The organism is Streptomyces flavusporus (assembly GCF_046267975.1).
GTDB classification, from domain to species: Bacteria; Actinomycetota; Actinomycetes; order Streptomycetales; family Streptomycetaceae; genus Streptomyces; species Streptomyces flavusporus.
Map to the genome: position 1 here is coordinate 3,963,237 of NZ_CP176503.1, position 26,566 is coordinate 3,989,802.

At 71.0% G+C, this 26,566-nt stretch carries 19 protein-coding genes; 5 read left to right on the top strand and 14 right to left on the bottom strand.

The annotated features are described in order from the left end of the window. Positions 1–12: 12 nt before the first annotated feature. From ACKTSN_RS18660 to ACKTSN_RS18695, 8 genes are all read right to left on the bottom strand, one after another. Positions 13–1,626, bottom strand: coding sequence for a succinic semialdehyde dehydrogenase (locus ACKTSN_RS18660; protein WP_409470170.1), 1,614 nt, complete (start codon positions 1,624–1,626; stop codon positions 13–15). 160 nt (positions 1,627–1,786) lie between these two features. Further along, a complete protein-coding gene (locus tag ACKTSN_RS18665; protein ID WP_409470171.1) occupies positions 1,787–3,490 on the bottom strand; it encodes a serine/threonine-protein kinase in 1,704 nt (567 codons plus the stop codon). Positions 3,491–3,532: 42 nt separating this feature from the next. Then, on the bottom strand, positions 3,533–5,215 hold the full coding sequence (locus tag ACKTSN_RS18670) for a serine/threonine-protein kinase (RefSeq protein WP_409470172.1): 1,683 nt from the start codon (positions 5,213–5,215) through the stop codon (positions 3,533–3,535). Positions 5,216–5,317: 102 nt separating this feature from the next. Further along, positions 5,318–6,370, bottom strand: coding sequence for a serine/threonine-protein kinase (locus ACKTSN_RS18675; protein WP_409470173.1), 1,053 nt, complete (start codon positions 6,368–6,370; stop codon positions 5,318–5,320). Positions 6,371–6,484: 114 nt separating this feature from the next. Then, the gene (locus ACKTSN_RS18680) at positions 6,485–8,041 is read right to left on the bottom strand and encodes a serine/threonine-protein kinase (RefSeq protein ID WP_409474862.1); all 1,557 of its coding nucleotides are present in this window, start codon (positions 8,039–8,041) and stop codon (positions 6,485–6,487) included. A 159-nt stretch (positions 8,042–8,200) separates the two neighbouring features. Then, positions 8,201–10,765: a protein kinase gene (locus ACKTSN_RS18685; RefSeq protein WP_409470174.1), complete on the bottom strand. Its 2,565-nt coding sequence runs from the start codon at positions 10,763–10,765 to the stop codon at positions 8,201–8,203. A gap of 152 nt (positions 10,766–10,917) precedes the next feature. Continuing rightward, positions 10,918–12,921: a serine/threonine-protein kinase gene (locus tag ACKTSN_RS18690; protein WP_409470175.1), complete on the bottom strand. Its 2,004-nt coding sequence runs from the start codon at positions 12,919–12,921 to the stop codon at positions 10,918–10,920. A gap of 97 nt (positions 12,922–13,018) precedes the next feature. Then, positions 13,019–14,725 carry a glycerol-3-phosphate dehydrogenase/oxidase gene (locus ACKTSN_RS18695; RefSeq protein WP_409470176.1) on the bottom strand — a complete coding sequence of 569 codons (1,707 nt, stop codon included), beginning with the start codon at positions 14,723–14,725 and terminating at the stop codon, positions 13,019–13,021. A 233-nt stretch (positions 14,726–14,958) separates the two neighbouring features. Between ACKTSN_RS18695 and ACKTSN_RS18700 the strand changes: the two genes are divergently transcribed. Beyond that, the gene (locus ACKTSN_RS18700) at positions 14,959–16,167 is read left to right on the top strand and encodes a nucleotide sugar dehydrogenase (protein ID WP_409470177.1); all 1,209 of its coding nucleotides are present in this window, start codon (positions 14,959–14,961) and stop codon (positions 16,165–16,167) included. An 88-nt stretch (positions 16,168–16,255) separates the two neighbouring features. Here ACKTSN_RS18700 and ACKTSN_RS18705 read toward each other — a convergent pair whose 3' ends face one another. The 4 genes from ACKTSN_RS18705 to ACKTSN_RS18720 all read right to left on the bottom strand — a co-directional run bounded on the left by ACKTSN_RS18705 (position 16,256) and on the right by ACKTSN_RS18720 (position 20,688). Next, positions 16,256–17,380 (bottom strand): GuaB3 family IMP dehydrogenase-related protein, encoded by a 1,125-nt coding sequence (locus ACKTSN_RS18705; RefSeq protein ID WP_129799228.1) that lies wholly within the window; start codon positions 17,378–17,380, stop codon positions 16,256–16,258. A 117-nt stretch (positions 17,381–17,497) separates the two neighbouring features. Further along, positions 17,498–19,003 (bottom strand): IMP dehydrogenase, encoded by a 1,506-nt coding sequence (guaB, locus tag ACKTSN_RS18710; RefSeq protein WP_409470178.1) that lies wholly within the window; start codon positions 19,001–19,003, stop codon positions 17,498–17,500. Positions 19,004–19,146: 143 nt separating this feature from the next. Then, positions 19,147–19,734, bottom strand: a complete 588-nt coding sequence (locus tag ACKTSN_RS18715; RefSeq protein WP_196460273.1) for a sigma-70 family RNA polymerase sigma factor — start codon at positions 19,732–19,734, stop codon at positions 19,147–19,149. Positions 19,735–20,076: 342 nt separating this feature from the next. Then, positions 20,077–20,688, bottom strand: coding sequence for a response regulator transcription factor (locus ACKTSN_RS18720; protein ID WP_003948568.1), 612 nt, complete (start codon positions 20,686–20,688; stop codon positions 20,077–20,079). A gap of 380 nt (positions 20,689–21,068) precedes the next feature. Between ACKTSN_RS18720 and ACKTSN_RS18725 the strand changes: the two genes are divergently transcribed. Further along, positions 21,069–21,398 carry a WhiB family transcriptional regulator gene (locus tag ACKTSN_RS18725; RefSeq protein ID WP_409470179.1) on the top strand — a complete coding sequence of 110 codons (330 nt, stop codon included), beginning with the start codon at positions 21,069–21,071 and terminating at the stop codon, positions 21,396–21,398. A gap of 77 nt (positions 21,399–21,475) precedes the next feature. On the opposite strand, the gene ACKTSN_RS18730 is transcribed toward ACKTSN_RS18725, so the two are convergent. After that, positions 21,476–22,372 (bottom strand): LysR family transcriptional regulator, encoded by an 897-nt coding sequence (locus tag ACKTSN_RS18730; RefSeq protein ID WP_409470180.1) that lies wholly within the window; start codon positions 22,370–22,372, stop codon positions 21,476–21,478. A gap of 80 nt (positions 22,373–22,452) precedes the next feature. On the opposite strand from ACKTSN_RS18730, the gene ACKTSN_RS18735 reads away from it, so the two are divergent. From ACKTSN_RS18735 to ACKTSN_RS18745, 3 genes are all read left to right on the top strand, one after another. Beyond that, positions 22,453–23,121: an MOSC domain-containing protein gene (locus tag ACKTSN_RS18735; protein ID WP_409470181.1), complete on the top strand. Its 669-nt coding sequence runs from the start codon at positions 22,453–22,455 to the stop codon at positions 23,119–23,121. 98 nt (positions 23,122–23,219) lie between these two features. Further along, a complete protein-coding gene (locus ACKTSN_RS18740; RefSeq protein WP_409470182.1) occupies positions 23,220–23,993 on the top strand; it encodes an SDR family NAD(P)-dependent oxidoreductase in 774 nt (257 codons plus the stop codon). Positions 23,994–24,076: 83 nt separating this feature from the next. Then, positions 24,077–24,784: an ester cyclase gene (locus ACKTSN_RS18745; protein WP_409470183.1), complete on the top strand. Its 708-nt coding sequence runs from the start codon at positions 24,077–24,079 to the stop codon at positions 24,782–24,784. Between the two features lie 77 nt (positions 24,785–24,861). On the opposite strand, the gene groL is transcribed toward ACKTSN_RS18745, so the two are convergent. Then, on the bottom strand, positions 24,862–26,484 hold the full coding sequence (gene groL, locus ACKTSN_RS18750; RefSeq protein ID WP_409470184.1) for a chaperonin GroEL: 1,623 nt from the start codon (positions 26,482–26,484) through the stop codon (positions 24,862–24,864). Between the last annotated feature and the right edge of the window lie 82 nt (positions 26,485–26,566).

Genomic DNA, 26,566 nt, shown 5'->3' on the forward strand with positions numbered 1-26,566 from the left:
AACGGGTGCGGTCTAGCGGAAACGGAACGCCTTCATCAGGCGCAGGCTGCGGCTCATGAAAGCCGCGTACTTCTCGTCGTCCATCCCGAGCGACGGCGCCATCGGGAGCAGGCGCTGCTGGGCCACCGTCTGGGCCTCCGTGTACTTGAGGATGCCCTCCGAGCCGTGGCGGCGGCCCAGGCCGGAGTCCTTCATGCCGCCCATGGGGGACTGGACGCTGCCGTAGGCGGGGGCGTAGCCCTCGTTGATGTTGACCGTGCCGGTGCGCAGGCGGGCGGCGACGTCCTGGCCGCGGCGGCCGTCCTTCGTCCAGACCGAGGAATTCAGGCCGTACGGCGTGGAGTTGGCGTGCTCGATCGCCTCGTCCTCGGTCTTGAAGCGGTAGATGGAGACGACCGGGCCGAAGGTCTCCTCCGTGCAGACGGCCATGGGTGCCTCGACGCCGTCGAGGATGGTCGGCTCGTAGAAGTACGGGCCGATGTCCGGGCGGGCCGTCCCGCCGGCCACCACCTTCGCGCCCTTGGCCACCGCCTCCTCGACATGCCGCTTGACGGTCTCCAGCTGGCGTTCGCCGACCAAGCTGCCCATGTCGGCGCCGTAGGCGAGGGACCTGCCGAGGCGCATGGCCTTTGTGCGGGCGGCGAAGCGCTCCAGGAAGGCGTCGGCGATCGACTCGTGGACGTACAGGCGCTCGATGGAGATGCACAGTTGGCCCGCGGAGGAGAAGCAGGCACGCACCGCGCCCGCGGCCGCCTTCTCGATGTCGGCGTCCTCCAGCACCAGCATGGCGTTCTTGCCGCCGAGTTCGAGGGAGACGCCGACCAGGCGGGCGGCGGCGCCCTGGGCGACCTCGCGGCCGGTGCGGGTGGAGCCGGTGAAGGAGACGTAGTCGGCGTGCTTGACGACCTCGGGGCCGACGACGGGGCCCTCACCGAGGACGACCTGGAAGACCTCGGCGGGCAGCCCGGCCTCGATGAGCAGGTCGCGCGCCCACAGCGCGGTCAGGCAGGTCTCCGTGTCGGGCTTCATCACGACCGCGTTGCCCGCGGCGAAGGCGGGGAGGGCGTCGCCGACCGACAGCTCCAACGGGTAGTTCCAGGGGGCGATCTGGCCGATCACGCCGCGCGGGTGGCGCAGTTCGGTGACGCGCGTGAGGGTGGGCATGGCGCCGGTGTGCCGTTTGGGACGGAGATAGGCGGGCGCCTTGCGACCGTAGTGGCGGGCGGCCACGGCGACCGCCTGGACCTCCTCGTGCGCGTGCAGGCGGGCCTTGCCGGTCTCCAGCTGGATCAGGTCGAGGACCTCGGCCTGGCGCTCCAGGACCAGGTCGTGGAAGCGGAGCAGGACGGCGGCGCGCTGCCGTACCGGCGTCTGCGCCCAGACGGCCTGGGCCACACGGGCCGCGTCGAACGCCTTCTGGACGTCCTCCGGCGTGGACTCCGGCAGGTCGGCCAGCTTCTCGCCGGTGAACGGCGTGTGGTTGGCGGTCCGTCCGGAACCGGCCACGCCCTTGGTGAGCTGGGCGACCAGCTCCGGCGTGACCACGTCGGCGGCGGTACGGGCGCCCTCCGGGGCGGGGGCGAGGGGGTTCGTGCCGGTCTTGGCCGGGGCCTGCGCGTCCGTCATGAGGCGCAGAGTATGCCGGAGCCGAGGCTTTGTGTACCCGTCGGTAATCGGGATTCACGGAGTGCTCACACACCGCCAGTGATCACTGGCAACGAATGCGCTGATCAGGACGTTGAGCGAGGTCGATCAGCAGTACGTCGGTGACTGTCGATCTCGAGCGTCAGTTCCCGCCGATCTCCAGGCGATCGCGGGCTCCCTTGAACACGGCGGTGCCCTTCTTCTCGTCGGCCGTGCCCTTGGGCATGTCGACGCGGAGCTCGTACATACGGCCGTCGGCGGTGAGGATCATCAGCTCCATGACCCGGGTCCTGGTGCCGTTGGACTCGTAGGTGGTGTCGGCGATGACCGCATCGCTGTCGTGGAAGCTGGTCCGGGTGTACTGCGTGCGCGCGTCCGGGTCGTAGAGGGCCCAGGTGGCGTGCGCCTCCCGCGCCTGGTCCATCGCGGAGCGCGGCGCCTTGTCCCACTGGGTGAGGCGGACGTCGACCGGGCCGGCCTCGTACGCCACGATCCGCGGCTGGTCGTCCGGGCCGCCCTCACGGACGTACTCCTTGTAGCGGCTCGGGAGGGAGAGGACCGCGTCCATGTCCTTCTCGCGGTGCGGGGTCCAAGGGTCCTGCGTGAGGCTGGGAGTGGGCGTGGGCGTGGTTTCGGAGACGGCCGGAGCCTCGGTCAGGGTGGCGGTCTGATCCCTGGCTCCCTTGCCGTCGACCTCGGTGAAGGACGATATGCCGAGCCAGACTCCGCCGATGAGGAGAGCGCCGAGCAGGGCGGCGGGGGCGGGGCGGCGGAGGGTGGGGCGGGGCTTGGGGTGGGGCTTGGGGTGGGGGGTTGGGGTGGTTTTGGGTGCGGGGGCGGGTTCGGGCTCCGGTTCAGTGTCGGCCTCAGGCCCAGATTCGGGTGCCCGGTCCGTTCGGGGTTCATCCGGTGTACCCATGACCCCCAGTCGGACCGTCCCGGCATCGTCCGCGAACCCCTCCAGATCCGCGGCTTCCTGAGCCTCCCCCACGTCACCGCCGGGCACCCCCGGCCACCCCTTGGCCACCGCCTCCAGACCCACGGCGACCTCCTCCGGCTCCGGCCGCCGCTCGGGGTCCTTCGCCAGCAGCCGTACGATCAGCGGTCCGAGTGGCCCGGCGTGCTGGGGTTCGGGCGGGTCGGCGGCGAGGATCGCGGCGAGCGTCGACTCCAGGGTCGTACGGCGGAAAGGGGACCAGCCCTCGACGGCGGCGTACAGCAGTACGCCCAGTGACCACAGGTCGGAGGCCGGTCCGGCACCCCGGCCCGACATCCGCTCGGGCGCGATGAACTCCAGCGAGCCCACGAACTCGCCGCTCATCGTGAGGGATTCCTCGCCCTGTACGTGGGCGATACCGAAGTCGGTGAGGACGACGCGGCCGTGCTGCCCGAGCAGTACGTTGGCGGGCTTGACGTCGCGGTGCACGATGCCGACGGCGTGCGCGGCGCGCAGGGCACCCAGGACGGCGAGGCCGATACGGGCGGACTCGGCGGGCGGGAGCGGGCCCCGCCCGAGGACCTCGTGGAGGGATTCGCCCCGGATCAACTCCATGACGATCCAGGGGATTCCGTCCTCCTCGACGACGTCGTGGATGGAGACGGCGGACGGATGGTCGACGCGCGCGGCGGCCCGGGCCTCGCGGTGCAGCCGGTGGGCGGCCCGCCGGTGGCCCTCGCCCTCCGGGTCGCCCGGCAACCGGGGCTGCTTGACGGCGACTTCCCGCTCGACGAGTTCGTCGTAGGCCCGCCACACGGTACCCATCCCGCCGGAGCCGACGCGCTCGATCAGCCGGTAGCGCCCGCCGACCACACGTCCGTCCCCCTGGTGTTCGCCGCCGTCGCTCATGTCCCATGCCTACCGTGCGGGGCGCCTTCTTGTCGACGTGGGTCAGAGCTTGTGGATGTCCAGGTTCGCGATCGCCGTCTTCGCCACCTCGCGGCCTCGCTCGGTGAAGTCGCCCTTGCCCGGGTAGCTGATGGTGAGCTTGTACATGTCGCCGGCAGAAGTCTTGTAGTAGAAGATCTGCAGCTCGCGGGGGCGGGGGTTCTGGGTGTCGTTGGTCGTGTAGACGATCGTGTTCTGGGCGGCCTTCTTGTCCTTGTACGTCGTCTCCTCGGGCTTCGTGCTCTTCGGCTTCTCCATCCCCAGGTTGTAGTCGCCGCTCTCCTTGAAATCGGCGTCGTCGTCGTACATTTCGGCCGCCGCGCGGTCGGCGATCTGACCGCCGGTGTCCTCGGACTTCTTGTCCAGGGTCAGCCCGACCCAGATGCTGCCGCTCCAGTCGGAGTACGTGACCCAGTTCTTGTCGGTGTCGTCGGCATCGGGCTTGCTCGGCTGGTAGTTCGTGGGAACGCTCAGCGTCACGCCCAGTTTCGGGTGGGCGCGGTTCGTCCACCCTTCGGGCAACGGCCCCGCAAACGGATCGGCGATCACCAGGTACGCCGCAACCGCCGCCGCGACGATCGCCGCACCGAGGCCGAGCAGCGTCTTGCGGCCAATCCGGATCCCGCCGCCTTGTCCACCGTCGCTCCCGGCAACCGTCACCACCTGCGTCGGCACCGGCTCGGGCGGATTGGCGGCCGCCTCCAGCAGCGCGCGGACCTGGGCGGCGTTCGGGCGGTGTGCCGGGTCCTTCTGGAGCAGGCCGTTGATGGCGTCGGCGAGCGGGCCGGAGGCCGAAGCGGGCGGTGCGGGCGTGGCGTTGAGGACGGACTGGAGGGTGGCCGGGGTGTTGCTGCGGCGGAAGGGGGACACGCCCTCGGTGGCCGCGTACAGCACCACTCCGAGCGACCAGAAGTCCGAAGCAGGTCCCGGGCGCTGGCCCAGCACCCGCTCCGGCGCGATGTACTCGGGCGAGCCGACGAAGCCGCCGGTGTCGGTCAGGTTCGTCTCGCCCTCGATCTGCGCGATGCCGAAGTCGGTGAGGACGACGCGGTCGTGGCGGCCGAGGAGGACGTTGTCCGGCTTGACGTCGCGGTGCAGGATGCCGGCCGCGTGCGCCGCCTCGAGCGCGCCGAGCACCTCCAGGCCGACCTTGGCCGCCTCGCGGGCGGACAGGGTGCCTTCCTGCAGGGCGGCGCCGAGGGAACGGCCCTGCACCAGCTCCATCACGATCCACGGCTGGCCGTCCACGACGGCGACGTCGTGGACGTTCACGACCGACGGGTGGTCGAGCCGGGCCGCGGCGCGGGCCTCGCGGCGCATCCGCTCGAAGGCGTTGGCGCGTTCGCGCTCGGGAAGGTGGTCCGGAACCCGCGGTTCCTTGACCGCGACCTCACGGTCCACCGTCTCGTCCTTGGCGCGCCACACCGTGCCCATGCCGCCGTGCCCGAGCTTGGCGAGCAGCCGGTAGCGGCCGGCGATGAGCCGTCCGACGCCGGGGTCCTGCGGGGCCTGGGGCGCGGACTGCGGCGCAGCGGGCTGGGGCGCGGACTGGTGTTGCGGGACGACCTGCGTGGGCGCCGCGTACGGGTTGTTCGGATGCGGTACCGCGGCGGGCTGAGCGGGCGGTTGCAGACCGAAACTCGTTGGTTCGTCGGACCCGTAGTGGGCTCCCCCGTTGTTGCTCATGCGTCCATGCATATCGCGGCAAGCACTTCTGCATCCACTGCGGTCACAGACCCGTGACTCAGGTCGTCGCTTATCTCCTATTTATGCGTCCTGTTGCCTGCTCTAGGTGCTGGGATACGGGGACGGCGACGGCGTTGTCCCCGGCGTACTCACGGACGTGCTCGGCGTCGGACTCACCGGCGTACCGCCCCCGCCACCACCGCCCCCGGTCATCAGCAGCGCCACCGCGGACAACCCCGCCGCCGCCATCGCGGCCACCAGCAGCGCCGTCACCAGCCGCTCCCGCGAGGAGCGTTGGGCACGGGACGGTGCCGACGGCGTACGGCCGGTCTCCCGGAAGGCCCGCAGCATCCGCTCCGCCTGCGCCGCGTCCAGCCGTCGCTGCGGATCGCGCTCCAGCAGTCCTTGGACGACGGGCAAGAGCGGGCCGACCTGCGCGGGCGGCCGGATCTCGTCGGACAGGACGGCGTGCAGGATGCCGCCCAACGAGTCACGGTGGAACGGCGAGCTGCCGCTGACCGCCGTGCACAGCAGCACGCCGAGCGACCACAGGTCGGAGGCCGGCCCGGTGCCGGACCCCGACATCCGCTCGGGCGCGGTGTATTCGGGCGAGCCCACGAAGGAGCCCGACTCGGTGAGGGTGCTGACGCCCTCGACCTGGGCGACGCCGAAGTCGGTGAGGACGACCCGGCCGGTGCCGGACTCGATGAGGACGTTCGCCGGTTTCAGGTCGCGGTGCAGGACGCCGGCCGCGTGGACCGCGCGCAGGGCGCCTAGCAGGGCGATGCCGATCCGGGCGGCCTCGTAGGCGTCGACCGGGCCGTGTCCGGCGATCTGGTCGGCGAGGGAGCCGCCGTCGATCAACTCCATGACGATGTAGGGACGTTCGTCGTCCTCGACGACGTCATGGACGACGATGACGTGCGGATGGCGCAGCTGGGCCAGCGCCCGTGCCTCGCGCAGTGTGCCCTCGCGCCGGGACCGGGCCTCGGCGGCCGAGCGGGAGTCGTCCTGGGCGATCTCCTTGACGGCCACCTGCCGGCCGAGCAGCTGATCGGTGGCCTGCCAGACGACGCTCATACCACCGCGTCCCAGCCTCGTGTGAAGCCGGTAGCGGCCCGCGATGATCCGCCCGCCCTCCCCCTCGCTGCCCATGCGCCCCATCATGCCCCGCCGGAGGCGGCCCCTCCGGGACGCGGCGGCGGGGTTGGCCGACAAGCGACCCTGCCGGCCGGGGCCGGTCAGAGCCTGTCGGGATCTGTCAGGGCCTCAGGACGAGATCGGCCGCCATCCCCGCAGCGCCGCGTCGAACTGTTGGCGGGTCTTCTTCCAGTCCTCCGCCGGCCCGGACATGTAGATCGCGTACTCGACGCCGTCCCGGGCGATGTACATCTGGTCGATCGCCCGCCGCGGGCCCGCGTGGACACCGGGGTCGCTCTCCAGCGCGGTCCAGGTGTACTCCCACAGGGCGCCCTTGCGGTCCCGGTAAAGGTTCTCCTCCATGGTCACCCGGTTGTAGTCGACCAGCCCCTGGAGCTGCTCCTCCAGATCGCGCTGGTGCTCGATCGGGTCGTCGAAGTCCGGGGAGGTGTCGACGGCGATGCGGATGAAGCGGACGCCACCGTCCGGCGTGTAGTCGATCTGCGTGAGGTCGCCGTTGACGCCGTGCACCTTCCGCGTCCAGTCCTTGCTGGGCACGGAGAGACCGAAACCCACCGGGTCGTCGACCTGCACCCAGCTCGAGCTGGGGCTGGGGCTTCCGCTAGTCGGCGAGGTGGTGGCGCTGTTCCGGCTCCGGCTCTCGTCCCATTTCTGCAGCCCCACCGCCGCGCCCCCACCGACCAGGGCCGCGAGGACGACCACGAGGGCCAGGATGCGCAGCCGACGCCGTCTCGGCGGAACGGGCGCCGGGGCGAGCGCGGTCGGCCGGGACTGGACCTGCGTGTCCCGGCCGACCGGGCGGGTGTCCGTGTGCCGGGCCGTCGGCTCGTACACCTCCGTCACCTGCGGTCGCCGTCCCTCGGCCACCTCGGCGAGCAGCCGCTCGGCCTCGGCCGAGCCGGGCCGTGCGGCCGGTTCCTTGCGCAGGAGTGCGGTGATGACGGGCCCGAGCGGGCCGGCGTACCGGGGTTCGGCGGGCTGCTCCTCCACGACGGCCTGCATGGTGGACAGCGGCGAGGTGCGGCGGAACGGCGAGGTGCCCTCCACCGCCGTGTACAGCGTCGCACCGAGCGCCCAGAGGTCTGCGGCGGGTCCCGGATCGTGCCCGCGGACGCGTTCGGGGGCGAGGTAGTCGACGGATCCGACGACCTCTCCCGTACGCGTGATGGTGCTGTCGCCCTCGATCTGGGCGATGCCGAAGTCGGTGAGCAGGACGCGGCCGTCGTCGCCGAGGAGGACGTTGCCGGGCTTGACGTCGCGGTGCAGGACGCCGGCAGCGTGCGCGGCGCGCAGGGCGCGCAGTACCCACAGGCCGATCCGGGCGGCCTCGGTCGGCTCGAAGCGGCCGTCCTGCTTGACCGCGTCGGCGAGTGAGCGGCCCTCGACCAGCTCCATCACGATCCACGGCCGGGCGTCGTGATCGAGCACGTCGTGCACGGTGACGACCGCGGAGTGGTTGATCCGCGCCGCCGCGCGCGCCTCCGCCCGGGTGCGGGCGAGGAGCCGCTCCTGGTCGCTCTCGGAGACGAAGTGCGCGGCGGTCAACTCCTTGATCGCGACGGTTCGGTGCAGCACCTCGTCATGGGCGCGCCACACCCGGCCCATGCCACCGCTGCCGATGGCATCGGTGAGCCGGTAGCGGCCCCCGAGGAGCAGGCCCTGCATCTGATTCACGTTTCCCCGCAATGTTCTTGACAGGGTCAGCGTAAGGACCGGCCCGCGAACGGGGAACCACCGGGGGCCTCAAGGAGACAGCACTGTGACGGTTGTCGCTTTCGGGGACGGGAGGGAACCGCGGGGCGAACCGCGTATGACGCGCGCCGCTCAGCCGGTGGACCGGTAGGTCGCCGCCGCCTGCTCGAAGAGCCGTGTCACCTCGTCCCGTTCGGCCTCCGGGCCGCGGATCTGCACCACGTGGTAGCGGCCGTCGATCAGAATCGCGAGGTTGCGCACGAACAGCTCGCGCCCGTCCTCGTCGGTCCAGGTGAACTGCCCCTCGGCCATGGTCCGCCCGCCCACCTCGATGGTCTTCAGACCGGTGGAGGTGGCCCAGCTCGACTCGCGGTACGGCCGCAACTCCGGCTCCCGCTCGCGCTGGTACGCCATCGGATCGCTGCCGTACTCGTCCGCGCCGTCCCGGCCCGCCACGACGATCAGCTCGAAGTCGCCCTTGCCGTACACGACCTGGCCGCTGCCGTTCTCCGGGGTGCGCTGCCAGCCCTCGGCGACGGCGACGCGGAAGCCCTCCGGGTCCGTACGCAGCGTGAAGCCGTCGGCGACGTCGGGGGCGTCGGTCTGGGTCTCGGTGTCGGTGGAGCCGGCCGACTCCGCGGGACCGTCGGACGCGTTCTGGTCGGGCCGTGGCTCACTGCTCGCGTCCGGCGTCTGTGCGGGCGCCTGGTCGACCTGGCCGGCGGCTCCGGTCCGGTCGGCGCCGTCCGCACCGCTACCGGTCTCGTCGGCCTTCGGCATGAACAGCATGGCGTACGCGATCGCGCCGGCCAGCGCGAGCAGCACCAGCAGGAGCAGGGTGCGGCCCAGGCTACGCGGCGAGCGGGCCTTCGGCCTGTCCCGCTTGTGCCGCCCGTGCGGCGCGGGCAGCCCGGCGCGCCGCCGGCGTACCAACTCACCCTTGCGGCGCACGATCGGCAGCCGACTGGCGTCGGGCGGTGGCGCGGCGACGACATGCACACCGGCCTCCGGCTCGGGCGCGGAACGCACCAGCGAACGCAGCCAGCCGCGCAGTTCCTCGAAGTCGAGGCGCTCGGTGGGGTCCTGACGCAGCAGCGACTCCACGACCGGCCGCAGTGGTCCGCACTCCTCCGCGAACGCCGGGGGCTCGGCACACACCATCTGCACCAGCTCGGCCGTCGACTCCTCCGGGTACGGCGCATGCCCCTGTACGGCCCTGAAGAGCAGCGCCCCCAGCGCCCACAGGTCGGTCGCGGGTCCGATGGGCGGCGCCAACTGCCAGTTCTCGTGCACCGGCCCCGCCTGCTCGGGCGCCCACCGCTCCGTCACCGGCCCGACCACGGCCATCCGCGCCTGCCGCGCCCGCTCGGCGGCCAGGGCGGTGGCCGGTCCCCGCCGCGGAGCGGGCGTCCCGGCAACGAGGTCGTCCCAGCGGCTGGGCGGCGGCGGAGCATCGGCGGCGGGCCCTCCGGGCGGGAGAGCGGTACGACCTGGCTGGGTCTCCTGACCTGGGACCGGCCCGACCTGCGTGTGTCCGTTGGCCTCGGCCGCACCGCGGGGTGCGGCGCCGTGCCAGGGCGTGGCGCGTACGCCATAGGGGTCGGCGATCTGGCCGGGCGGCGTGCCGTCAGACGTGCGCTGCGGGCCGGGTCCGGAGGCATACGGCGACTCCACCGCGCCGCCCTCGGACGCCGGACGCGCCCCGGGCAACGCCGCCCGCCCGCTCTGCTGCGTCTCCTGGACCTGGGCTGCCGCCCGCGCCCCGGCGCGATAAGCGGCGATCGCCCCGGCTCGCGCGGCTCGGATGTCCCCGCCGGTCTCCTGCGCCCTGCGGGCGGGCGCGACCGAGCCCCCGGCCCCGGGGACTCCGTCCGCACCCGGCACCGGCAGCCCCCCGGCCGCCCTCGCCTCGATGGCGGCACGCCGGGCGGCCTCCGGGTCCCCGCCACCGAAGCCACCGGAACCCTCTACACCGCCTACGCCACCGGGCCCCGCAGCCCCACGGGACCCCCCTGACACACCGGCACCGGCATCGCCCCCAGGAACTCCGCCGTCGCCGTCACCCCCGTCGTACGTCCACGCCGGCACGGGGTCGTACCCGCACAGCGCCTCCTCCGCCGCCCCGACCGCCAGGCCGGTCAGCATGACGCGGCCGTCGTCGCAGACGAGGATCGTGCGGGCGGTGATGTTCCGGTGGACCCAGCCATGCGCGTGCAGCACCCGAAGCGCCATCAGCACATCGGACGCGACCTCGGCCGCCCGGTACGGCGTCAACGGCTGCTCCGCCAGCAGAGCCGCCAGCGGCCGGGCCGCCACCAACTCGCTGACGATCCACAGCGAACCGCCCTCGGCGAACACGTCGAAGACCTGGTCGAGCCGCGGATGGTCGGGGATCCGGGCCGCCGCCTGCGCGGCCTGCACAGCCCGCCGAACCGCCGAATCGGTCGGCCGCCGAGCGCCCGTACGCGCCGCCGGCCCTCGCCGCGCCCCGCGGTCCCGCGCCGTGAAACCCTCCGGCAGCCCCTCGGCGTCGAGCACCTCCGCCTCGACGACCTCCGGCAACGGCACCTGCCTGACCAGGACTTCCTGCCCACTGTAGGTGTCGAAAGCCCGGGTCTCGGTGAGTTCGTACTCATCGGACGGCGGCAGCGGCAGGCGGTAGCGGTCGGCGAGTACCCGGCCCGCGTAGTCGTCCACGTTGCCTCCCCCGGCCGCCCGGCTGGTCAATTCCGTTCGTCTGGCGTCCCGTTCCGGATGCGTACGGTTCGCAAGCACTCACGATACGTGCCGGAGGCAACCTGCACAGACGGGACGGGAGATCTCATGTCCCGAACCGCCCGCCGCCCCGATCACGCCTTCGGTTCAAAGGTCTTCGTCAGCGTCCGCCATGTGGTCCTGCGCAGCTCGCTGTCCCATGCCGCGGCCTTCGCCGTGTACATCAGCGCGTAGCCCTGGTGGTCGTTCACGACGAACCCGCGGTCGATCGTCCGGTACTTCGTTCCCCCCTCGACATAGGTGAACTCCCAGTCGGCCGTGTCCCAGTCGCGGTAGTCCACCTCCTCGATGCGGATCCGCTCGTACTGGGAGCGCATCATGGAGCGCTCCTGGTTCTTCCAGTCCTGAACAGGGTCGTCCTGCGGCGTGGAGGTCCAGGCGACGAGCAGCTTCTGACCGTTCGGCCCGGTGAAGCGGTCCCCGGCCCCGTCCGACGACCGGTACTTCCATCCCTTGGGCAGCCCGATGGAGTAGCCCTGGCCGCCCTGGTACGTCGACACCGCCGAAGTGCCGTCGGTGGAGTCGGAGGCGTCGTCTGAGCCCTCGCCACCTTCGGCGCCCGCACCGCCGCTTGCGCTCGGCGCGCTGGCCGTCTCGCTCGCCGTCGCCGACTGCGTCGCCTCCGGGTCTGTACGGACCCCGCCGTCGTCGTCCGTCTTGGTCCCGGCGCTTCTGCTCGCCCCGGCGACGGCCTTGTTGCCACCGCTGCCGGACCCGTCGGACCCCTTGTCGTCCCCGCCGAGCGAGACGGCCAGCACGATGCCGAGCACGACGACCAGCACGGCCACCGCAATGATGACCAGCGTCCGCCGGGGCACCACATCGGTGAGCGGCGCCCTGGGCGCGGGCCGCGGCGGCAGGTCGGGCGGCGTCATCACGGGCCACCCCGAACTCCGGCCGCCGGAGCCGGCGTTCGCGCCCTGCGTGCCCTCGGTGGCCTTCGTCGCCGGCTCACCGGCGTCGGACGCTGCCGAAGGGGAGGCCGTCGCGCTCGGGGCGCCGGCCTCCGCTGATGCGGCACTCGTGGACTTCGTACGCGCCGAGGCGGCTGCGCCGGCCGCGGCGGCGGCCTTGCGCGCCGAACGCAGCGCCCCGCGCAGCCGATCGGCCGCCTCCTTGCTCCCGGATCCCGCCGAACTTCCCTGCGTCGCGGGCGGCTGCGGCGGCAGCGGGACGACCTTCGTCGCGTCGGCCGGTTCGGCCGCCCTGGGCTCTGGCGCGTGGATGACCGCGTTGAGCATCGCTCGGGCACCCGCGTCGTCGAGCCGCTCAGCGGGGTCCTTGGTGAGCAGTCCGTGGATGACGTCCTTGAGGGGTCCGGCGTTCTTCGGCTCCTCCAGCGGTTCGGTCATCACCGCGGTGAGGGTCGCGATCGCAGAGCCCTTGTCGTACGGCGGCACGCCCTCGACCGCCGCGTACAGCAGACCGCCGAGCGACCACAGGTCGGCGGCCGGACCGGGCTTGTGTCCGCGGGCGCGCTCGGGCGAGATGTAGGAGGGGGCGCCGACGAGCATGCCGGTGGAGGTGATGGACGGGTCGCCCTCGACCTGGGCGATGCCGAAGTCGGTGAGCACGACCCGGCCGTCGTCGGAGATCAGTACGTTCGACGGCTTCACATCGCGGTGCAGGATGCCCTCGCGGTGCGCCGAGCGCAGTACGTCGAGGATGGCGAGGCCGACCTCGGCGGCACGCTTCGGTTCGAGGAGGCCGTCCTCGCGGATGGCCTCGGCAAGGGACTTGCCCTCGACGAGTTCCATCACGATCCACGGCCGGTCGTCTTCCTCGACCACGTCGAAGACCGTCACCGCGCTGTTGTTGCGGATCCGCGCAATGGCCTTGGCCTCGCGCAGCGTGCGCGTGATCAGCCGGCGCTTCTCCTCCTCGTCGATGTTCGACGGGAACCGCAGCTCCTTGACGGCGACCGTCCGGCCGAGCGTCTCGTCCTCGGCGCGCCACACCGTGCCCATGCCGCCGCGGCCCAGGACTTCTCCCAGCCGGTATCGCCCTGCGAGAAGACGCTCGCTCTTGTCCTGACGAGTGTCCTGACGGGATGTCCCCGCCCGCTCCGCCTCCGACATGCGTCCCCTCATGCAACCCGCCCTGACAGAGCCTCCATTGTCCCTCACCCGACAAGTGCCCGACGCCCAGGGTGCCCCTCCCGACGCTGTCGTCCCTTTACAACGGCACGATGTCCGGCGCTCCCAGCCGCGCCGCGTCCGCCGTCAGGTCGTCCGGCTGGCGCTGCGACTCCCGCTCCGCCTCCACCCGCTTGTTGTAGTGCTCGATCTCCCGCTCGATGTGGTCCTTGTCCCAGCCGAGCACCGGCGCCATCAACTCGGCGGCCTCACGGGCGCTGCGGGTGCCCCGGTCGAAGGTCTCGATGGAGATACGGGTGCGCCGGGTCAGTACGTCGTCCAGGTGCCGTGCGCCCTCGTGCGAGGCGGCGTACACGACCTCGGCGCGCAGATAGTCGTCCGCCGCGTGCAGGGGCTCGCCCAGCGAGGAGTCGGCGGTGATGAGCTCGAGCACCTCCTCGGCCAGCGACCCGTACCGGTTCAGCAGGTGCTCGACGCGCACCACATGGAGTCCGGTGCGCGCGGCGATCCGGGCCCGCGCGTTCCACAGCGCCCGGTACCCCTCGGCGCCGAGCAGCGGGACGTCCTCGGTGACGCACTCGGCGACCCGCAGGTCGAGCCCGTGCACGGCCTCGTCGACCGCGTCCTTGGCCATCACGCGGTACGTCGTGTACTTGCCGCCCGCCACCACGACCAGCCCCGGCACGGGGTGTGCGACGGTGTGCTCGCGGGACAGCTTGCTGGTGGCGTCCGACTCGCCGGCGAGCAGCGGCCGGAGTCCCGCGTACACGCCCTCGACGTCGTCGCGCGTGAGCGGCACGGCCAGCACCGAGTTCACATGCTCCAGCAGGTAGTCGATGTCGGCGCTGGACGCGGCCGGGTGCGCCTTGTCGAGGTCCCAGTCGGTGTCGGTGGTGCCGATGATCCAGTGCCGGCCCCAGGGGATGACGAACAGCACGGACTTCTCGGTACGCAGGATCAGGCCGGTGGTGGAGTGGATCCGGTCCTTGGGCACGACCAGGTGGATGCCCTTGGACGCCCGGACGTGGAACTGCCCCCGCTCCCCCACCATCGCCTGGGTGTCGTCGGTCCACACGCCGGTGGCATTGACGATCTGCTTGGCTCGGACCTCGTACTCCCCGCCCGCCTCGACGTCCTGCACCCGGGCGCCGACGACGCGCTCGCCCTCGCGCAGAAATCCGGTCACGCGCGCACGGTTGGCGACTTTCGCGCCGTACGACGCCGCCGTACGCACGAGTGTGGCGACGTAACGGGCGTCGTCCATCTGGGCGTCGTAGTACTGCAAGGCTCCGACCAGCGCCTCCTTCTTCAGGGCAGGGGCGATGCGCAGGGCGTGACCGCGGCTCAGATGCCGGTGCACGGGCAGGCCCCGGCCGTGGGTGCGGGCCATCGACATGACGTCGTAGAGCAGGACGCCCGAACCGGCGTACAGGCGCTCCCAGCCCTTGTACTGCAGCGGATACAGGAACGGCACCGGTTTCACCAGATGCGGAGCCAGCCGCGACACCAACAGCCCGCGTTCCTTCAGGGCCTCCCGGACGAGCGCGAAATCGAGCATCTCCAGATAGCGCAGGCCGCCGTGGATCAGTTTGCTGGACCTGCTCGACGTGCCCGACGCCCAGTCACGCGCCTCGACCAGGCCCGTGGACAGCCCGCGTGTCACGGCGTCCAGCGCGGTGCCCGCGCCGACCACGCCACCGCCCACGACCAGCACATCCAGTTCCCGCTCGGCCATTGCCGCGAGTGACTCGGCCCGCTGCGCCGGCCCCAGTGTCCCTGTCCTCACCACTGCCTCCCGCTGATCGCCCGACCCGTATCCCCATGCCCAGATTCTGACCGGGTTGCCCGACTTCAGCCACCACGCGCTCCTACCTGTGGACAACACTCGCGGAAACGCGCCCGATCAATCCCGCAAATCGGTCATATTTACTCCTAGTGTGACATTGCGCTGCGTCCTGAACTGTCCACAGGGCTTGCGCACCTGTCCCGCTTCGGTTACTGGGAAGGACGGCCCACGCCATGCCCGCAGATCTCGCCGTCATCGGACTCGGCCCGCTCGGCCTGCCGCTGGCCCAGGCCGCCGTCGCCGCCGGCATCCCCACCGTCGGCTACAAGACCGGCCCGGAGCCCGGCTCGCTCAGCCCCGCCGAACTGCGCCGGATGCTCTCGGGGGGCTTCCGGCACGCCGCGGGACCCACCGAGCTCGGCCGGGTGCGCACCGCGGTCATCTGCGCACCGGCGCCCAGGAACGCGGACGGCGGGCTCGACCTGAGCCAGGTGGAGGCGGCCGCCCGCATCCTGGCCGCACGGCTGCGCCCGCACACCACGGTCATCCTGGAGTCGCCCGTATCCCCGGGCACGACGGAGGAATTCCTGCGCCCGCTCCTCGAGAAGGGCTCGGGCCTGCGCGCGGGCCGCGACTTCCACCTCGCCTACTCACCCAGTCGGGTCGACCCCGGCAACCGCGACTTCACCCCGGCCGGCACCCCGAAGGTCATCGGCGGCCTCACCCCGGCCTGCACGGAGTCGGCCGCCACCTTCTACAGCCGGCTCACCGACAAGGTGGTACGCGCGCGTGGACTCCGCGAAGCCGAGACCGTGCAGCTCCTGGAGACCAACTACCGACACGTCAACATCGCCCTGGTCAACGAGATGGCCGTCCTGTGCCACGACCTGGGCGTCGACCTGTGGGACGTCATCCGCTGCGCGGAGACCAAGCCGTTCGGCTTCCAGGCCTTCCGCCCCGGCCCCGGCGTCGGCGGCCACGCCGTCCCACAGGACCTGACCGGCCGCTCGGGCCGCGGGCTGCGCATGGTGGAGCTGGCCCAGCAGGTCAACAGCCGGATGCCCCGCTACGTCGTCCAGCGCGCCGCCACCCTCCTCAACGAGCACGGCAAATCAGCCCGCGGCGCGCGCGTGCTGCTGCTCGGCGTCACCTACAAGCCCGACCTCGCCGACCAGCAGGGCACCCCGGCGCAGGAGATCGCGATCCGCCTGATGGAGCTCGGCGCCGCCGTCAGCTACCACGACCCGCACATCCCGTCCTGGAGCGTCCTCGACCGCCCGGTCCCCCGCGCGGACTCCCTCTACGAGGCCGCCGCCGACGCCGACCTCACGATCCTGCTCCAGAACCACCGCACGTACGACCTCCAGGGCCTGTCGGTGAAGGCCCAGCTCCTGCTGGACACGCGGGGGGCAACGCCCACGGGGGCAGCGCATCGGTTGTGAAGGGGGCGCGTGGGGCGGCAGGCACCCTTGGGCACGCAAAAGGGCCGGTCACCCCACCTGGGGTGACCGGCCCTTCCAGCCGTAGGCCCTACCGCCGATGCTGCGAATCGGCCACCGTCACCTCGACCCGCTGGAACTCCTTCAGCTCGCTGTACCCGGTCGTGGCCATGGCCCGTCGGAGCGCGCCGAAGAAGTTCATCGAGCCGTCGGGCGTGTGGGACGGGCCCGTGAGGATCTCCTCGATCGTGCCGACCGTGCCGAGGTCGACCTTCTTGCCACGCGGCAGCTCCTCGTTGACGGCCTCCATGCCCCAGTGGTGGCCCTTGCCCGGCCCGTCCGTCGCGCGCGCGAGGGGGGAGCCCATCATCACCGCGTCGGCGCCGCAGGCGATCGCCTTGGGCAGGTCGCCGGACCAGCCGACGCCGCCGTCCGCGATCACGTGCACGTACCGCCCGCCGGACTCGTCCATGTAGTCCCGGCGGGCCGCCGCCACGTCGGCCACCGCGGTGGCCATCGGCACCTGGATGCCCAGGACGTTGCGCGTGGTGTGCGCGGCGCCGCCGCCGAAGCCGACCAGGACGCCGGCCGCGCCGGTGCGCATGAGGTGCAGGGCCGCGGTGTAGGTGGCGCAGCCGCCGACGATCACCGGGACGTCGAGCTCGTAGATGAACTGCTTCAGGTTCAGCGGCTCGTGCGAGGACGAGACGTGCTCCGCGGAGACCGTCGTACCGCGGATGACGAAGATGTCCACGCCCGCGTCCACCACGGCCTTGGAGAACTGGGCCGTGCGCTGCGGGGAGAGCGCGGCGGCGGTGACCACGCCGGAGTCGCGCACCTCCTTGATGCGCTGCCCGATCAGCTCCTCCTTGATGGGAGCGGCGTAGATCTCCTGCAGGCGACGCGTCGCGGCCTCGACCGGCAGGCCGACGATCTCGTCGAGCAGCGGCTGCGGGTCCTCGTACCGCGTCCACAGGCCTTCGAGGTTCAGCACGCCGAGGCCGCCGAGCTCGCCGATGCGGATCGCCGCGGCCGGCGAGACGACCGAGTCCATGGGGGCTGCCAGGAAGGGCAGCTCGAAGCGGTAGGCGTCGATCTGCCAGGCGATCGAGACCTCCTTCGGGTCCCGCGTACGGCGGCTGGGGACGACGGCGATGTCGTCGAAGGCGTACGCCCGGCGGCCGCGCTTGCCGCGCCCGATCTCGATCTCAGTCACTTGTGAGGCCTTTCCCTGATGCGTTGCAGCGCCTTCCAGTATCCCCGACAGGTACGCCAAGGGCGGCCCCGGAGCATCCGGGGCCGCCCTCAGATGTGCTTCACGCGCGCGTGCGTCTCACTTACGGCTGTAGTTCGGCGCCTCGACGGTCATCTGGATGTCGTGCGGGTGGCTCTCCTTCAGGCCCGCCGAGGTGATCCGGACGAACCGGCCCCGCTCCTGCAGCTCGCGCACGTCCCTGCCGCCGACGTAGAACATCGACTGGCGCAGACCGCCCACCAGCTGGTGGACGACGGAGGACAGCGGGCCACGGTAGGGCACCTGGCCCTCGATGCCCTCGGGGACCAGCTGCTCGTCGGAGGCGACGCCCTCCTGGAAGTAGCGGTCCTTGGAGAACGACTTGCGGTCGCCGCGGGTCTGCATCGCGCCGAGCGACCCCATGCCGCGGTACGACTTGAACTGCTTGCCGTTGATGAACATCAGCTCGCCCGGCGACTCCTCGCAGCCCGCGAGCAGCGAGCCCAGCATCACCGTGTCGGCGCCCGCGACCAGGGCCTTGGCGATGTCGCCGGAGTACTGCAGACCACCGTCGCCGATCACCGGAACGCCGGCGTCCTTGGCGGCGAGCGCGGCCTCGTAGATGGCCGTGACCTGCGGGACGCCGACGCCGGCGACCACGCGGGTGGTGCAGATGGAGCCGGGGCCGACACCGACCTTGATGCCGTCCACACCGGAGTCGATCAGTGCCTGGGCGCCGTCGCGGGTGGCGACGTTGCCGCCGATGACATCGACGCCGGACGAGTTCGACTTGATCTTGGCGACCATGTCGCCGACCAGCCGGGAGTGGCCGTGCGCGGTGTCGACGACGATGAAGTCGACGCCCGCCTCGATCAGGGCCTGGGCGCGCTCGAAGGCGTCGCCCGCGACACCGACCGCCGCGCCGACGAGCAGGCGGCCCTCGGCGTCCTTGGCGGCGTTCGGGTACTTCTCGGCCTTGACGAAGTCCTTGACCGTGATCAGGCCCTTGAGGACACCTGCGTCGTCGACCAGCGGCAGCTTCTCGATCTTGTGCCGGCGCAGCAGGTCCATGGCGTCCGTGCCGGAGATGCCGACCTTGCCGGTGACCAGCGGCATCGGCGTCATGACCTCGCGTACCCGGCGGGAACGGTCGGTCTCGAAGGCCATGTCGCGGTTGGTGACGATGCCGAGCAGCTTGCCGGCCGGGTCGGTGACCGGGACGCCGCTGATCCGGAACTTGCCGCAGATCGCGTCGGCCTCGGCGAGCGTGGCGTCCGGGTTGATGGTGATCGGGTCGGTGACCATCCCGGACTCGGAGCGCTTGACCAGGTCTACCTGGTTGGCCTGGTCCTCGATGGACAGGTTGCGGTGCAGCACACCGACGCCGCCCTGGCGGGCCATCGCGATCGCCATGCGCGACTCGGTGACCTTGTCCATGGCGGCGGACAGGAGCGGGATGTTGACCCGCACGTTCTTGGAGACGTACGAGGCGGTGTCGATCTCGTCGGGTGCCATGTCCGACGGGCCCGGCAGCAGCAGCACGTCGTCGTAGGTCAGCCCGAGTGTCGCGAATTTCCCGGGCACTCCGTCGACGTTGGCAGTCATGACACCTTCCCCAAATGGCCTTGATCGGTGCGGATGTCCATGCTAACGGGAAGCATGGCTCTCTCATTCCACGGTTCTGGGCCGCCGCGGGCTTCGTATGTTCGTACGGAACCGAGCAGAAGCCTGTTCATCCGTGGCCGGCTTCACTGCTCGGCCAGGGCCCTCAGCCTGCTCAGCGCCCTGTGCTGGGCCACCCGGACCGCTCCGGGTGACATTCCCAACATCTGTCCAGTCTCCTCCGCCGTGAGTCCCACGGCGATGCGGAGCAGCAGCAGTTCACGCTGGTTCTCCGGGAGGTTGGCCAGCAGTTTCTTGGCCCACTCGGCGTCGCTGCTGAGCAGCGCCCGCTCCTCCGGGCCCAGCGAGTCGTCCGGACGCTCCGGCATCTCGTCGGACGGGACCGCCGTCGAGCCGGGGTGCCGCATCGCGGCCCGCTGCAGGTCGGCGACCTTGTGGGCGGCGATGGCGAAGACGAAGGCCTCGAAGGGCCGCCCGGTGTCCCGGTAGCGCGGCAGGGCGAGGAGGACGGCCACACAGACCTCCTGGGCCAGGTCCTCGACGAAGTGGCGCGCATCGCCCGGGAGGCGCGACAGCCGGGTGCGGCAGTAGCGCAGGGCCAGTGGGTGGACATGGGCGAGCAGATCGTGCGTGGCCTGCTCGTCCCCGTCGACCGCGCGGTGGACGAGCGCACCGATCGCCCCTTGGGCAGTGGCCGCCTCGTCGTCGCGCATCGGTCCATGGTGCCCTGCGGCCGGATACTCCGCGGCACTGCCTCCGTTGTTGTGCACCGAAGCGTTATGAGCAGGTGCGCCGGAACTCATCTCCTGCGCCCTCCCCTTCCGCTCGACCGACTCGTCCCCGAGGAACTCCACACCTCAAGGATGCGGCATCCGCGCCGAAACGAGCAGCGGGTACCGACCGCGCTGCCGCACCGACGCTTCGCCACCGCGCCCCGCAAGGGGGCGCCAGGGCGCGGGGAACTGCGCGACCAGCCACAACGAACCCGCACCCCGCAGAGGCCCGCAGCCCACGATGACGACCCGCAGCCCTGTGACCGCCTACCCAGCGGAGCGCTACCGCACCAGACCCCACCGGAACCCGAGCGCCACCGCATGTGCCCGGTCCGAGGCGCCGAGCTTCTTGAAGAGGCGGCGGGCGTGAGTCTTGACGGTGTCCTCGGAGAGGAACAGCTCGCGGCCGATCTCGGCGTTGGAGCGGCCGTGGCTCATGCCTTCGAGCACCTGGATCTCGCGCGCCGTGAGCGTGGGCGCGGCGCCCATCTCGGCGGAGCGCAGCCGGCGCGGGGCGAGCCGCCAGGTGGGGTCGGCGAGGGCCTGCGTGACGGTGGCGCGCAGCTCGGCGCGCGAGGCGTCCTTGTGCAGGTAGCCGCGGGCGCCGGCGGCGACCGCGAGGGCCACGCCGTCCAGGTCCTCGGCGACGGTGAGCATGATGATGCGCGCACCGGGGTCGGCGGACAGCAGCCGCCGCACGGTCTCGACGCCGCCCAGTCCGGGCATGCGTACATCCATGAGAATGAGGTCCGAGCGGTCGGCACCCCAGCGGCGGAGGACTTCCTCGCCGTTGGCCGCCGTCGTCACGCGCTCGACACCGGGCACGGTCGCGACCGCGCGGCGGAGCGCCTCTCGGGCAAGCGGGGAGTCGTCGCAGACGAGGACGGAAGTCATGGCCGCCCTCCGCAGCTGATGCGCGTCACCTTGAGCCTCCAGGCTGGTACGGAATCGTCACCTGTGCGGTCGACCGTCTCGGACGCCTGCCCGAGCGCTTGTGTTTTCAACCGCCTCCGCACTCTCAACGACGGTCACTCGAAAGAGTTACGGGGCCGTGTGCCGTCTTCGGCACTCTACGTGAGGGTGCGGACACGCGGCAGGCGCGCGCAGTGGACCCTCAACGTTTCATCACAACCATGCCCCATTTAGCCCTATTTCTTCCCATTCGCTGGCATCTGAGGCTAGATTCGCAATGAGTCATATTTTCATCTCCTTAGATCGTAGTTATACGGTCGTGGGCACCGTATCTGCTCAGAACGGCTACAAGGGGTCACGTAATGGCAGATTTCTCCCGCCTTCCCGGACCGAACGCGGACCTGTGGGACTGGCAGCTCCTGGCTGCCTGTCGCGGGGTGGACAGCTCGCTCTTCTTCCATCCGGAGGGCGAGCGCGGGGCGGCTCGGAGCGCTCGCGAGAACTCGGCCAAAGAGGTCTGCATGAGGTGCCCGGTCCGCGCGGAGTGCGCGGCGCATGCGCTGGCGGTACGCGAGCCGTACGGCGTGTGGGGCGGGTTGACCGAGGACGAGCGCGAGGAGCTCATGGGGCGGGCACGACACCGGCTGGTGTCGGCGTCGACGGCTGACGGAAGCACCGCCACGAGCAGCTGAACATCTGAAGGAACGTTTCTGCAGGAGGACCCGCGCACACGTGCCTACATCATTGACCCGACGTATGCCCAGGGGGCTCAGCGCGCCGCCGCGCGCGTCAACTCGTCCAGCGTCGCCACCACCGCGGGCACCTGAGCCAGGTCGGGCAGCGTGAGGGCGACGATCTCCCGCCGCACCGCCGGCTCCAGCGTCACCGCACGCGCCCCCCGCGGCCGTACCGACTCGATCGCGAGCTGGGGCAGCACGGCGACCCCCAGACCCGCGCCGACCAGGCCGACAACCGCCGGATAGTCGTCGGTGGCGAAGTCGATCCGGGGGGTGAAGCCCGCTCCCTCGCACACCTCGATCAGCTGACCGCGACAGCGTGGGCAGCCCGCGATCCACGGTTCCTCGGCGAGTTCGCCGATGGCGACGGACTCCGCGCGCGCGAGCCGGTGCCGTTCGGGCACCAGCCCCACCAGCCGGTCGGTCAGCAGCGGCCGTACCACCAGGTCGTCCCACTCCTCGGCGCCCGCCGCGCCCTCGTAGCGGAAGGCGAGCGCGATGTCGCAGTCGCCCTCGCGCAGCAGCTCGACGGACTTCGGCGGCTCGGCCTCCTCCAGGGAGACCCGGGTGCCGGGGTGCGCGGCGCGCAGGGCGGCGAGAGCGCTCGGGACGAGGGTGGAGCTGCCGCTGGGGAAGGAGACGAGCCGGACCCGCCCGGCGCGCAGTCCGGCGATCGCGGCAACCTCCTCCTCGGCCGCGGTGAGCCCGGCGAGGATGCTCGAGGCATGCCGTACGAGCGCCTCGCCGGCCTGGGTGAGGCGCATCTCGCGGCCACTGCGGACCAGTAGCGGCGTGCCGACGGATGCCTCCAGGGCCTTCATCTGCTGACTGACGGCGGGCTGGGTGCAGCCCAGTTCGCGCCCCGCCGCCGAGAAGGAGCCGGTGGTGGCGACGGCGCGCAGGACGCGCAGATGACGGGCCTCGATCACACTTCGAGGATAAGCGAGGCTTTGATACGACGCCGAATATTGGGTCGAATCTTTGACGGCGGGTCGCCTACCGTGCGCTCATGAAGCTTCTCTCAGTCAACCTGGGCCGTCCGAAGGCCGTGCCGTACACGGACAATCCGGAGGGCCTGACCGGCATCGACAAGCAGCCTGTGGAGGGGCCGGTGCGGGTGGCGGCGCCCGGCCCCAAGGGCATCGGCGGGAGCGGGCTGGCCGGGGATGCGGTGTGCAAGAGAGAGCACCACGGGGGCAACGACCAGGCCGTGTACGCGGTGGCGCGCGAGGACCTGGACGACTGGGAGCGCGAGCTCGGGCGACCGCTCGCCAACGGGTCGTTCGGCGAGAACCTCACGACTGAGGGCCTCGACGTGTCCGGCGCGCTGATCGGCGAGCGCTGGCGCATCGGTGCCGGGGTGGTACTCGAGGTCTCCAGTGGGCGGATTCCCTGTGTCACCTTCCAGGGGCACATGGGCGAGAAGCGGTGGGTGAAGCGGTTCACGGAGAAGGGGGCGTCGGGTGCGTACCTGCGGGTGATCGAGCCGGGTGAGATCCGTGCCGGGGATCGGGTCGAGATCGTCCACCGCCCTGACCACGACGTGACAGTCGCCCTGCTGTTCCGGGCGGTGACCACCGAGCGGGAGCTTCAGCCGCGGCTCCTTGCGGCGGGCGAGGCGCTGCACCCCGAGGTGCGGGAGTGGGCGCGCAAGTACGTTGAGCAGCATGCCTCCTGACAGTGGGTCACAGACCTGGTTCACCTTGAGGGCCCTGAGTCGTCCTCACCCGCCCGCCGCGCACGGAATCTTCACCTCCGGGTCACTACTCTTGGTCCATGACAACGGCTCTGATTACGGGATCGACCGCGGGGATCGGCGCCGCGTTCGCGCGACGGCTGGCGGCTGACGGGCACAACCTGGTTCTGGTGGCCCGGGACACCGAGCGGCTCGGCGAGCAGGCCACCGAGTTGCACGACCGGCACGGCATCGAGGCGGAGGTGCTGACGGCGGACCTGGCGACGGACGACGGCATCGAGGCGGTCGCCGCCCGGCTGGGGGACCGCAAGAACCCCGTCGACCTGCTGATCAACAACGCCGGCTTCGGCAACAAGGGCCGCTTTCTCGACGTCTCCATGGCCGACGAGCTGAAGATGCTCAAGGTGCACTGCGAGGCGGTGCTGCGGCTGACGTCGGCGGCGACGGAGGCGATGCGGGAGCGCGGGCGCGGCGGTGTCGTCAACGTCGCCTCGGTCGCGGCGTTTCTGCCGCGCGGGACGTACGGCGCGTCGAAGGCGTGGGTCGTGCAGTTCACCCAGGGCGCGGCGCGCGATCTGGAGGGCAGCGGAGTGCGGTTGATGGCGCTGTGCCCCGGGTTCGTGCGGACGGAGTTCCATGAGCGCGCCGGGATGGGGACGGACAACATCCCGGGCTGGATGTGGCTCGACGCCGACAAGCTCGTGGCGGCGGCGCTGTCGGATCTGGCGCGGGGGAAGTCGGTGTCGATTCCGGATCCGCGGTACAAGGCGCTGATGGGGTTGGTGAAGGTGGCGCCTCGGGGCTTGCTCGGGGGGATCAGTTCACGGACGGGGCGGAAATACGGGCCGCAGTAGCGGTCCGTGACAGGACTCCGTGGGGGGAGTCCGTAGGACAATGGAGCTGTTCAATCGAACCAGGGGGGCCGGGAGGTGGCTCCATGACGTTCGTGCAGGTCATCGACTGCAAGACCAGTCGGTTCGACGAGATGAACCGGCTGATGGACACCTGGGTCGAGCAGACCAAGGGGAAGCGGACGGCGACGCACAGTGTGATCGGGAAGGACCGGTCCGACGCGTCGCATGTCATCGAGATCGTGGAATTCCCGTCGTACGAGGAGGCGATGCGGAATTCCACTCTGCCGGAGACCGATCGGATCTTCCGGGAGATGGTCGCCCTGTGCGACGAGATGCCGACGTTCACCGATCTGGACGTGGTGCGCGACGAGCAGTTGTACGCGGCGACCGTGCGGCGGTTCTTCGAGGTGATCGCCACGAAGGGCGAGCTGCCGCCGTTGAACGCCGTGATGGCGGAGCACTATCACGATCACAATCCCGCGGATGAGCAGGACGCCCTCGGGATGGACCACGTCCGGCGTGAGTTGGACGAGTGGCGGGCGGCCTTCGACTTCGAGTTCAGCATCGAGGATCTCATCGCGCAGGGCGACCGGGTGTGCGCGCGGTGGTTCTGGAAGGGCACCCACAAGGGCGACTTCCTGGGGATCCCGGCCACCGGGAAGCAGGTCTCCATGACGGGGACGACCATCTTCCGGTGCGGCGGGGACGGAAAGCTCGCCGAGGGCTGGTGGGAGTACGACCGGATGGGGCTGATGACGCAGCTGGGCGCGTTCGAGGAGTTGGAACGGTAGGCGGCACGGCAACGCGCGGGGCCCGGCATCCCCCTTCGAGGGGATGCCGGGCCCTTGTTGCCGTGTGGCGACTCGCGTCAGTGCGCGTGGCCGTGACCGTGGCCCGCGGCCTCCGGCTCCTCTTCCTTCTTCTCGACGACCAGGGTCTCGGTCGTCAGCAGCAGGGAGGCGATGGAGGCGGCGTTCTCCAGGGCGGAGCGGGTGACCTTGACCGGGTCGATGACGCCGGCCTTGATCAGGTCGCCGTACTCGCCGGTGGCGGCGTTGAAGCCCTGGCCCTTCTCGAGCTCGGCGACCTTGGAGGTGATGACGTAGCCCTCCAGGCCGGCGTTCTCGGCGATCCAGCGCAGCGGCTCGACGGCGGCCTTGCGGACGACGGCGACACCGGTGGCCTCGTCGCCCTCCTTGCCGAGGTTGTCCTCCAGCACCTTCACGGCGTGGACGAGCGCGGAGCCACCACCGGAGACGATGCCCTCCTCGACCGCGGCGCGGGTCGCGGAGATGGCGTCCTCCAGACGGTGCTTCTTCTCCTTCAGCTCCACCTCGGTGGCGGCGCCGACCTTGATCACGCACACGCCGCCGGCCAGCTTGGCGAGGCGCTCCTGGAGCTTCTCGCGGTCCCAGTCGGAGTCCGTGGCCTCGATCTCGGCCTTGATCTGCCCGATCCGGCCCTCGACGTCCGCCTTGTTGCCGGCACCGTCGACGATCGTGGTGTCGTCCTTGGTGACGGTGACGCGGCGGGCGGCGCCCAGGACGTCGACGCCGACCTGGTCGAGCTTGAGGCCGACCTCCTCGGAGATGACCGTGGCGCCGGTGAGGACCGCCATGTCCTGCAGCATCGCCTTGCGGCGGTCGCCGAAGCCGGGGGCCTTGACCGCGGTGGCGTTGAAGGTGCCGCGGATCTTGTTGACGACGAGGGTGGACAGGGCCTCGCCCTCCACGTCCTCGGCGATGATCAGCAGCGGCTTGGAGGCGTTCGACTGGATGATCTTCTCCAGCAGCGGCAGGAGGTCCGCGATGGCGGAGATCTTGCCCTGGTGGATGAGGATGTACGGGTCGTCGAGGACGGCCTCCATGCGCTCCTGGTCCGTCACGAAGTACGGCGACAGGTAGCCCTTGTCGAAGGCCATGCCCTCGGTGAAGTCCAGCTCCAGACCGAAGGTGTTGGACTCCTCGACGGTGATGACACCGTCCTTGCCGACCTTGTCCATGGCCTCGGCGATCAGCTCGCCGACCTGCTGGTCCTGGGCGGACAGCGCGGCGACGGCGGCGATGTCGGACTTCTCCTCGATCGGCCGGGCGGAGCCCAGCAGGTCCTCGGAGACGGCGGCGACGGCGGCGTCGATGCCCTTCTTCAGGGCGGCCGGGGAGGCACCGGCGGCAACGTTCTTCAGGCCCTCGCGGACCAGCGCCTGGGCCAGCACGGTGGCGGTGGTCGTACCGTCACCAGCGATGTCGTTGGTCTTGGTCGCCACCTCCTTCACCAGCTGGGCGCCGAGGTTCTCGTACGGGTCCTCGACCTCGACCTCACGGGCGATGGTGACACCGTCGTTGGTGATGGTGGGGGCGCCGAACTTCTTGTCGATGACGACGTTGCGGCCCTTGGGGCCGATCGTCACCTTGACCGTGTCGGCGAGCTTGTTGACGCCGCGCTCGAGGGCGCGACGGGCGTCCTCGTCGAACTTCAGGATCTTCGCCATGACAGCGTGAGCCCTCTCGGAAATCTTGGATGAAATGACGCCGCGCCCCGGGCGCCCGGCTTCTCAGTGGTCGCGGGGGCCA

Bases quoted from the DNA above. Each gene is read 5' to 3' on its own strand.
- guaB (WP_409470178.1), bottom strand. From the start codon at position 19,003: ATGACTGCCAACGTCGACGGAGTGCCCGGGAAATTCGCGACACTCGGG.
- ACKTSN_RS18715 (WP_196460273.1), bottom strand. From the start codon at position 19,734: ATGCGCGACGACGAGGCGGCCACTGCCCAAGGGGCGATCGGTGCGCTC.
- ACKTSN_RS18720 (WP_003948568.1), bottom strand. From the start codon at position 20,688: ATGACTTCCGTCCTCGTCTGCGACGACTCCCCGCTTGCCCGAGAGGCG.
- ACKTSN_RS18665 (WP_409470171.1), bottom strand. From the start codon at position 3,490: ATGAGCGACGGCGGCGAACACCAGGGGGACGGACGTGTGGTCGGCGGG.
- ACKTSN_RS18680 (WP_409474862.1), bottom strand. From the start codon at position 8,041: ATGCAGGGCCTGCTCCTCGGGGGCCGCTACCGGCTCACCGATGCCATC.
- ACKTSN_RS18725 (WP_409470179.1), top strand. From the start codon at position 21,069: ATGGCAGATTTCTCCCGCCTTCCCGGACCGAACGCGGACCTGTGGGAC.
- ACKTSN_RS18745 (WP_409470183.1), top strand. From the start codon at position 24,077: ATGACGTTCGTGCAGGTCATCGACTGCAAGACCAGTCGGTTCGACGAG.
- ACKTSN_RS18700 (WP_409470177.1), top strand. From the start codon at position 14,959: ATGCCCGCAGATCTCGCCGTCATCGGACTCGGCCCGCTCGGCCTGCCG.
- ACKTSN_RS18690 (WP_409470175.1), bottom strand. From the start codon at position 12,921: ATGTCGGAGGCGGAGCGGGCGGGGACATCCCGTCAGGACACTCGTCAG.
- groL (WP_409470184.1), bottom strand. From the start codon at position 26,484: ATGGCGAAGATCCTGAAGTTCGACGAGGACGCCCGTCGCGCCCTCGAG.
- ACKTSN_RS18735 (WP_409470181.1), top strand. From the start codon at position 22,453: ATGAAGCTTCTCTCAGTCAACCTGGGCCGTCCGAAGGCCGTGCCGTAC.
- ACKTSN_RS18660 (WP_409470170.1), bottom strand. From the start codon at position 1,626: ATGACGGACGCGCAGGCCCCGGCCAAGACCGGCACGAACCCCCTCGCC.
- ACKTSN_RS18740 (WP_409470182.1), top strand. From the start codon at position 23,220: ATGACAACGGCTCTGATTACGGGATCGACCGCGGGGATCGGCGCCGCG.
- ACKTSN_RS18675 (WP_409470173.1), bottom strand. From the start codon at position 6,370: ATGGGCAGCGAGGGGGAGGGCGGGCGGATCATCGCGGGCCGCTACCGG.
- ACKTSN_RS18670 (WP_409470172.1), bottom strand. From the start codon at position 5,215: ATGAGCAACAACGGGGGAGCCCACTACGGGTCCGACGAACCAACGAGT.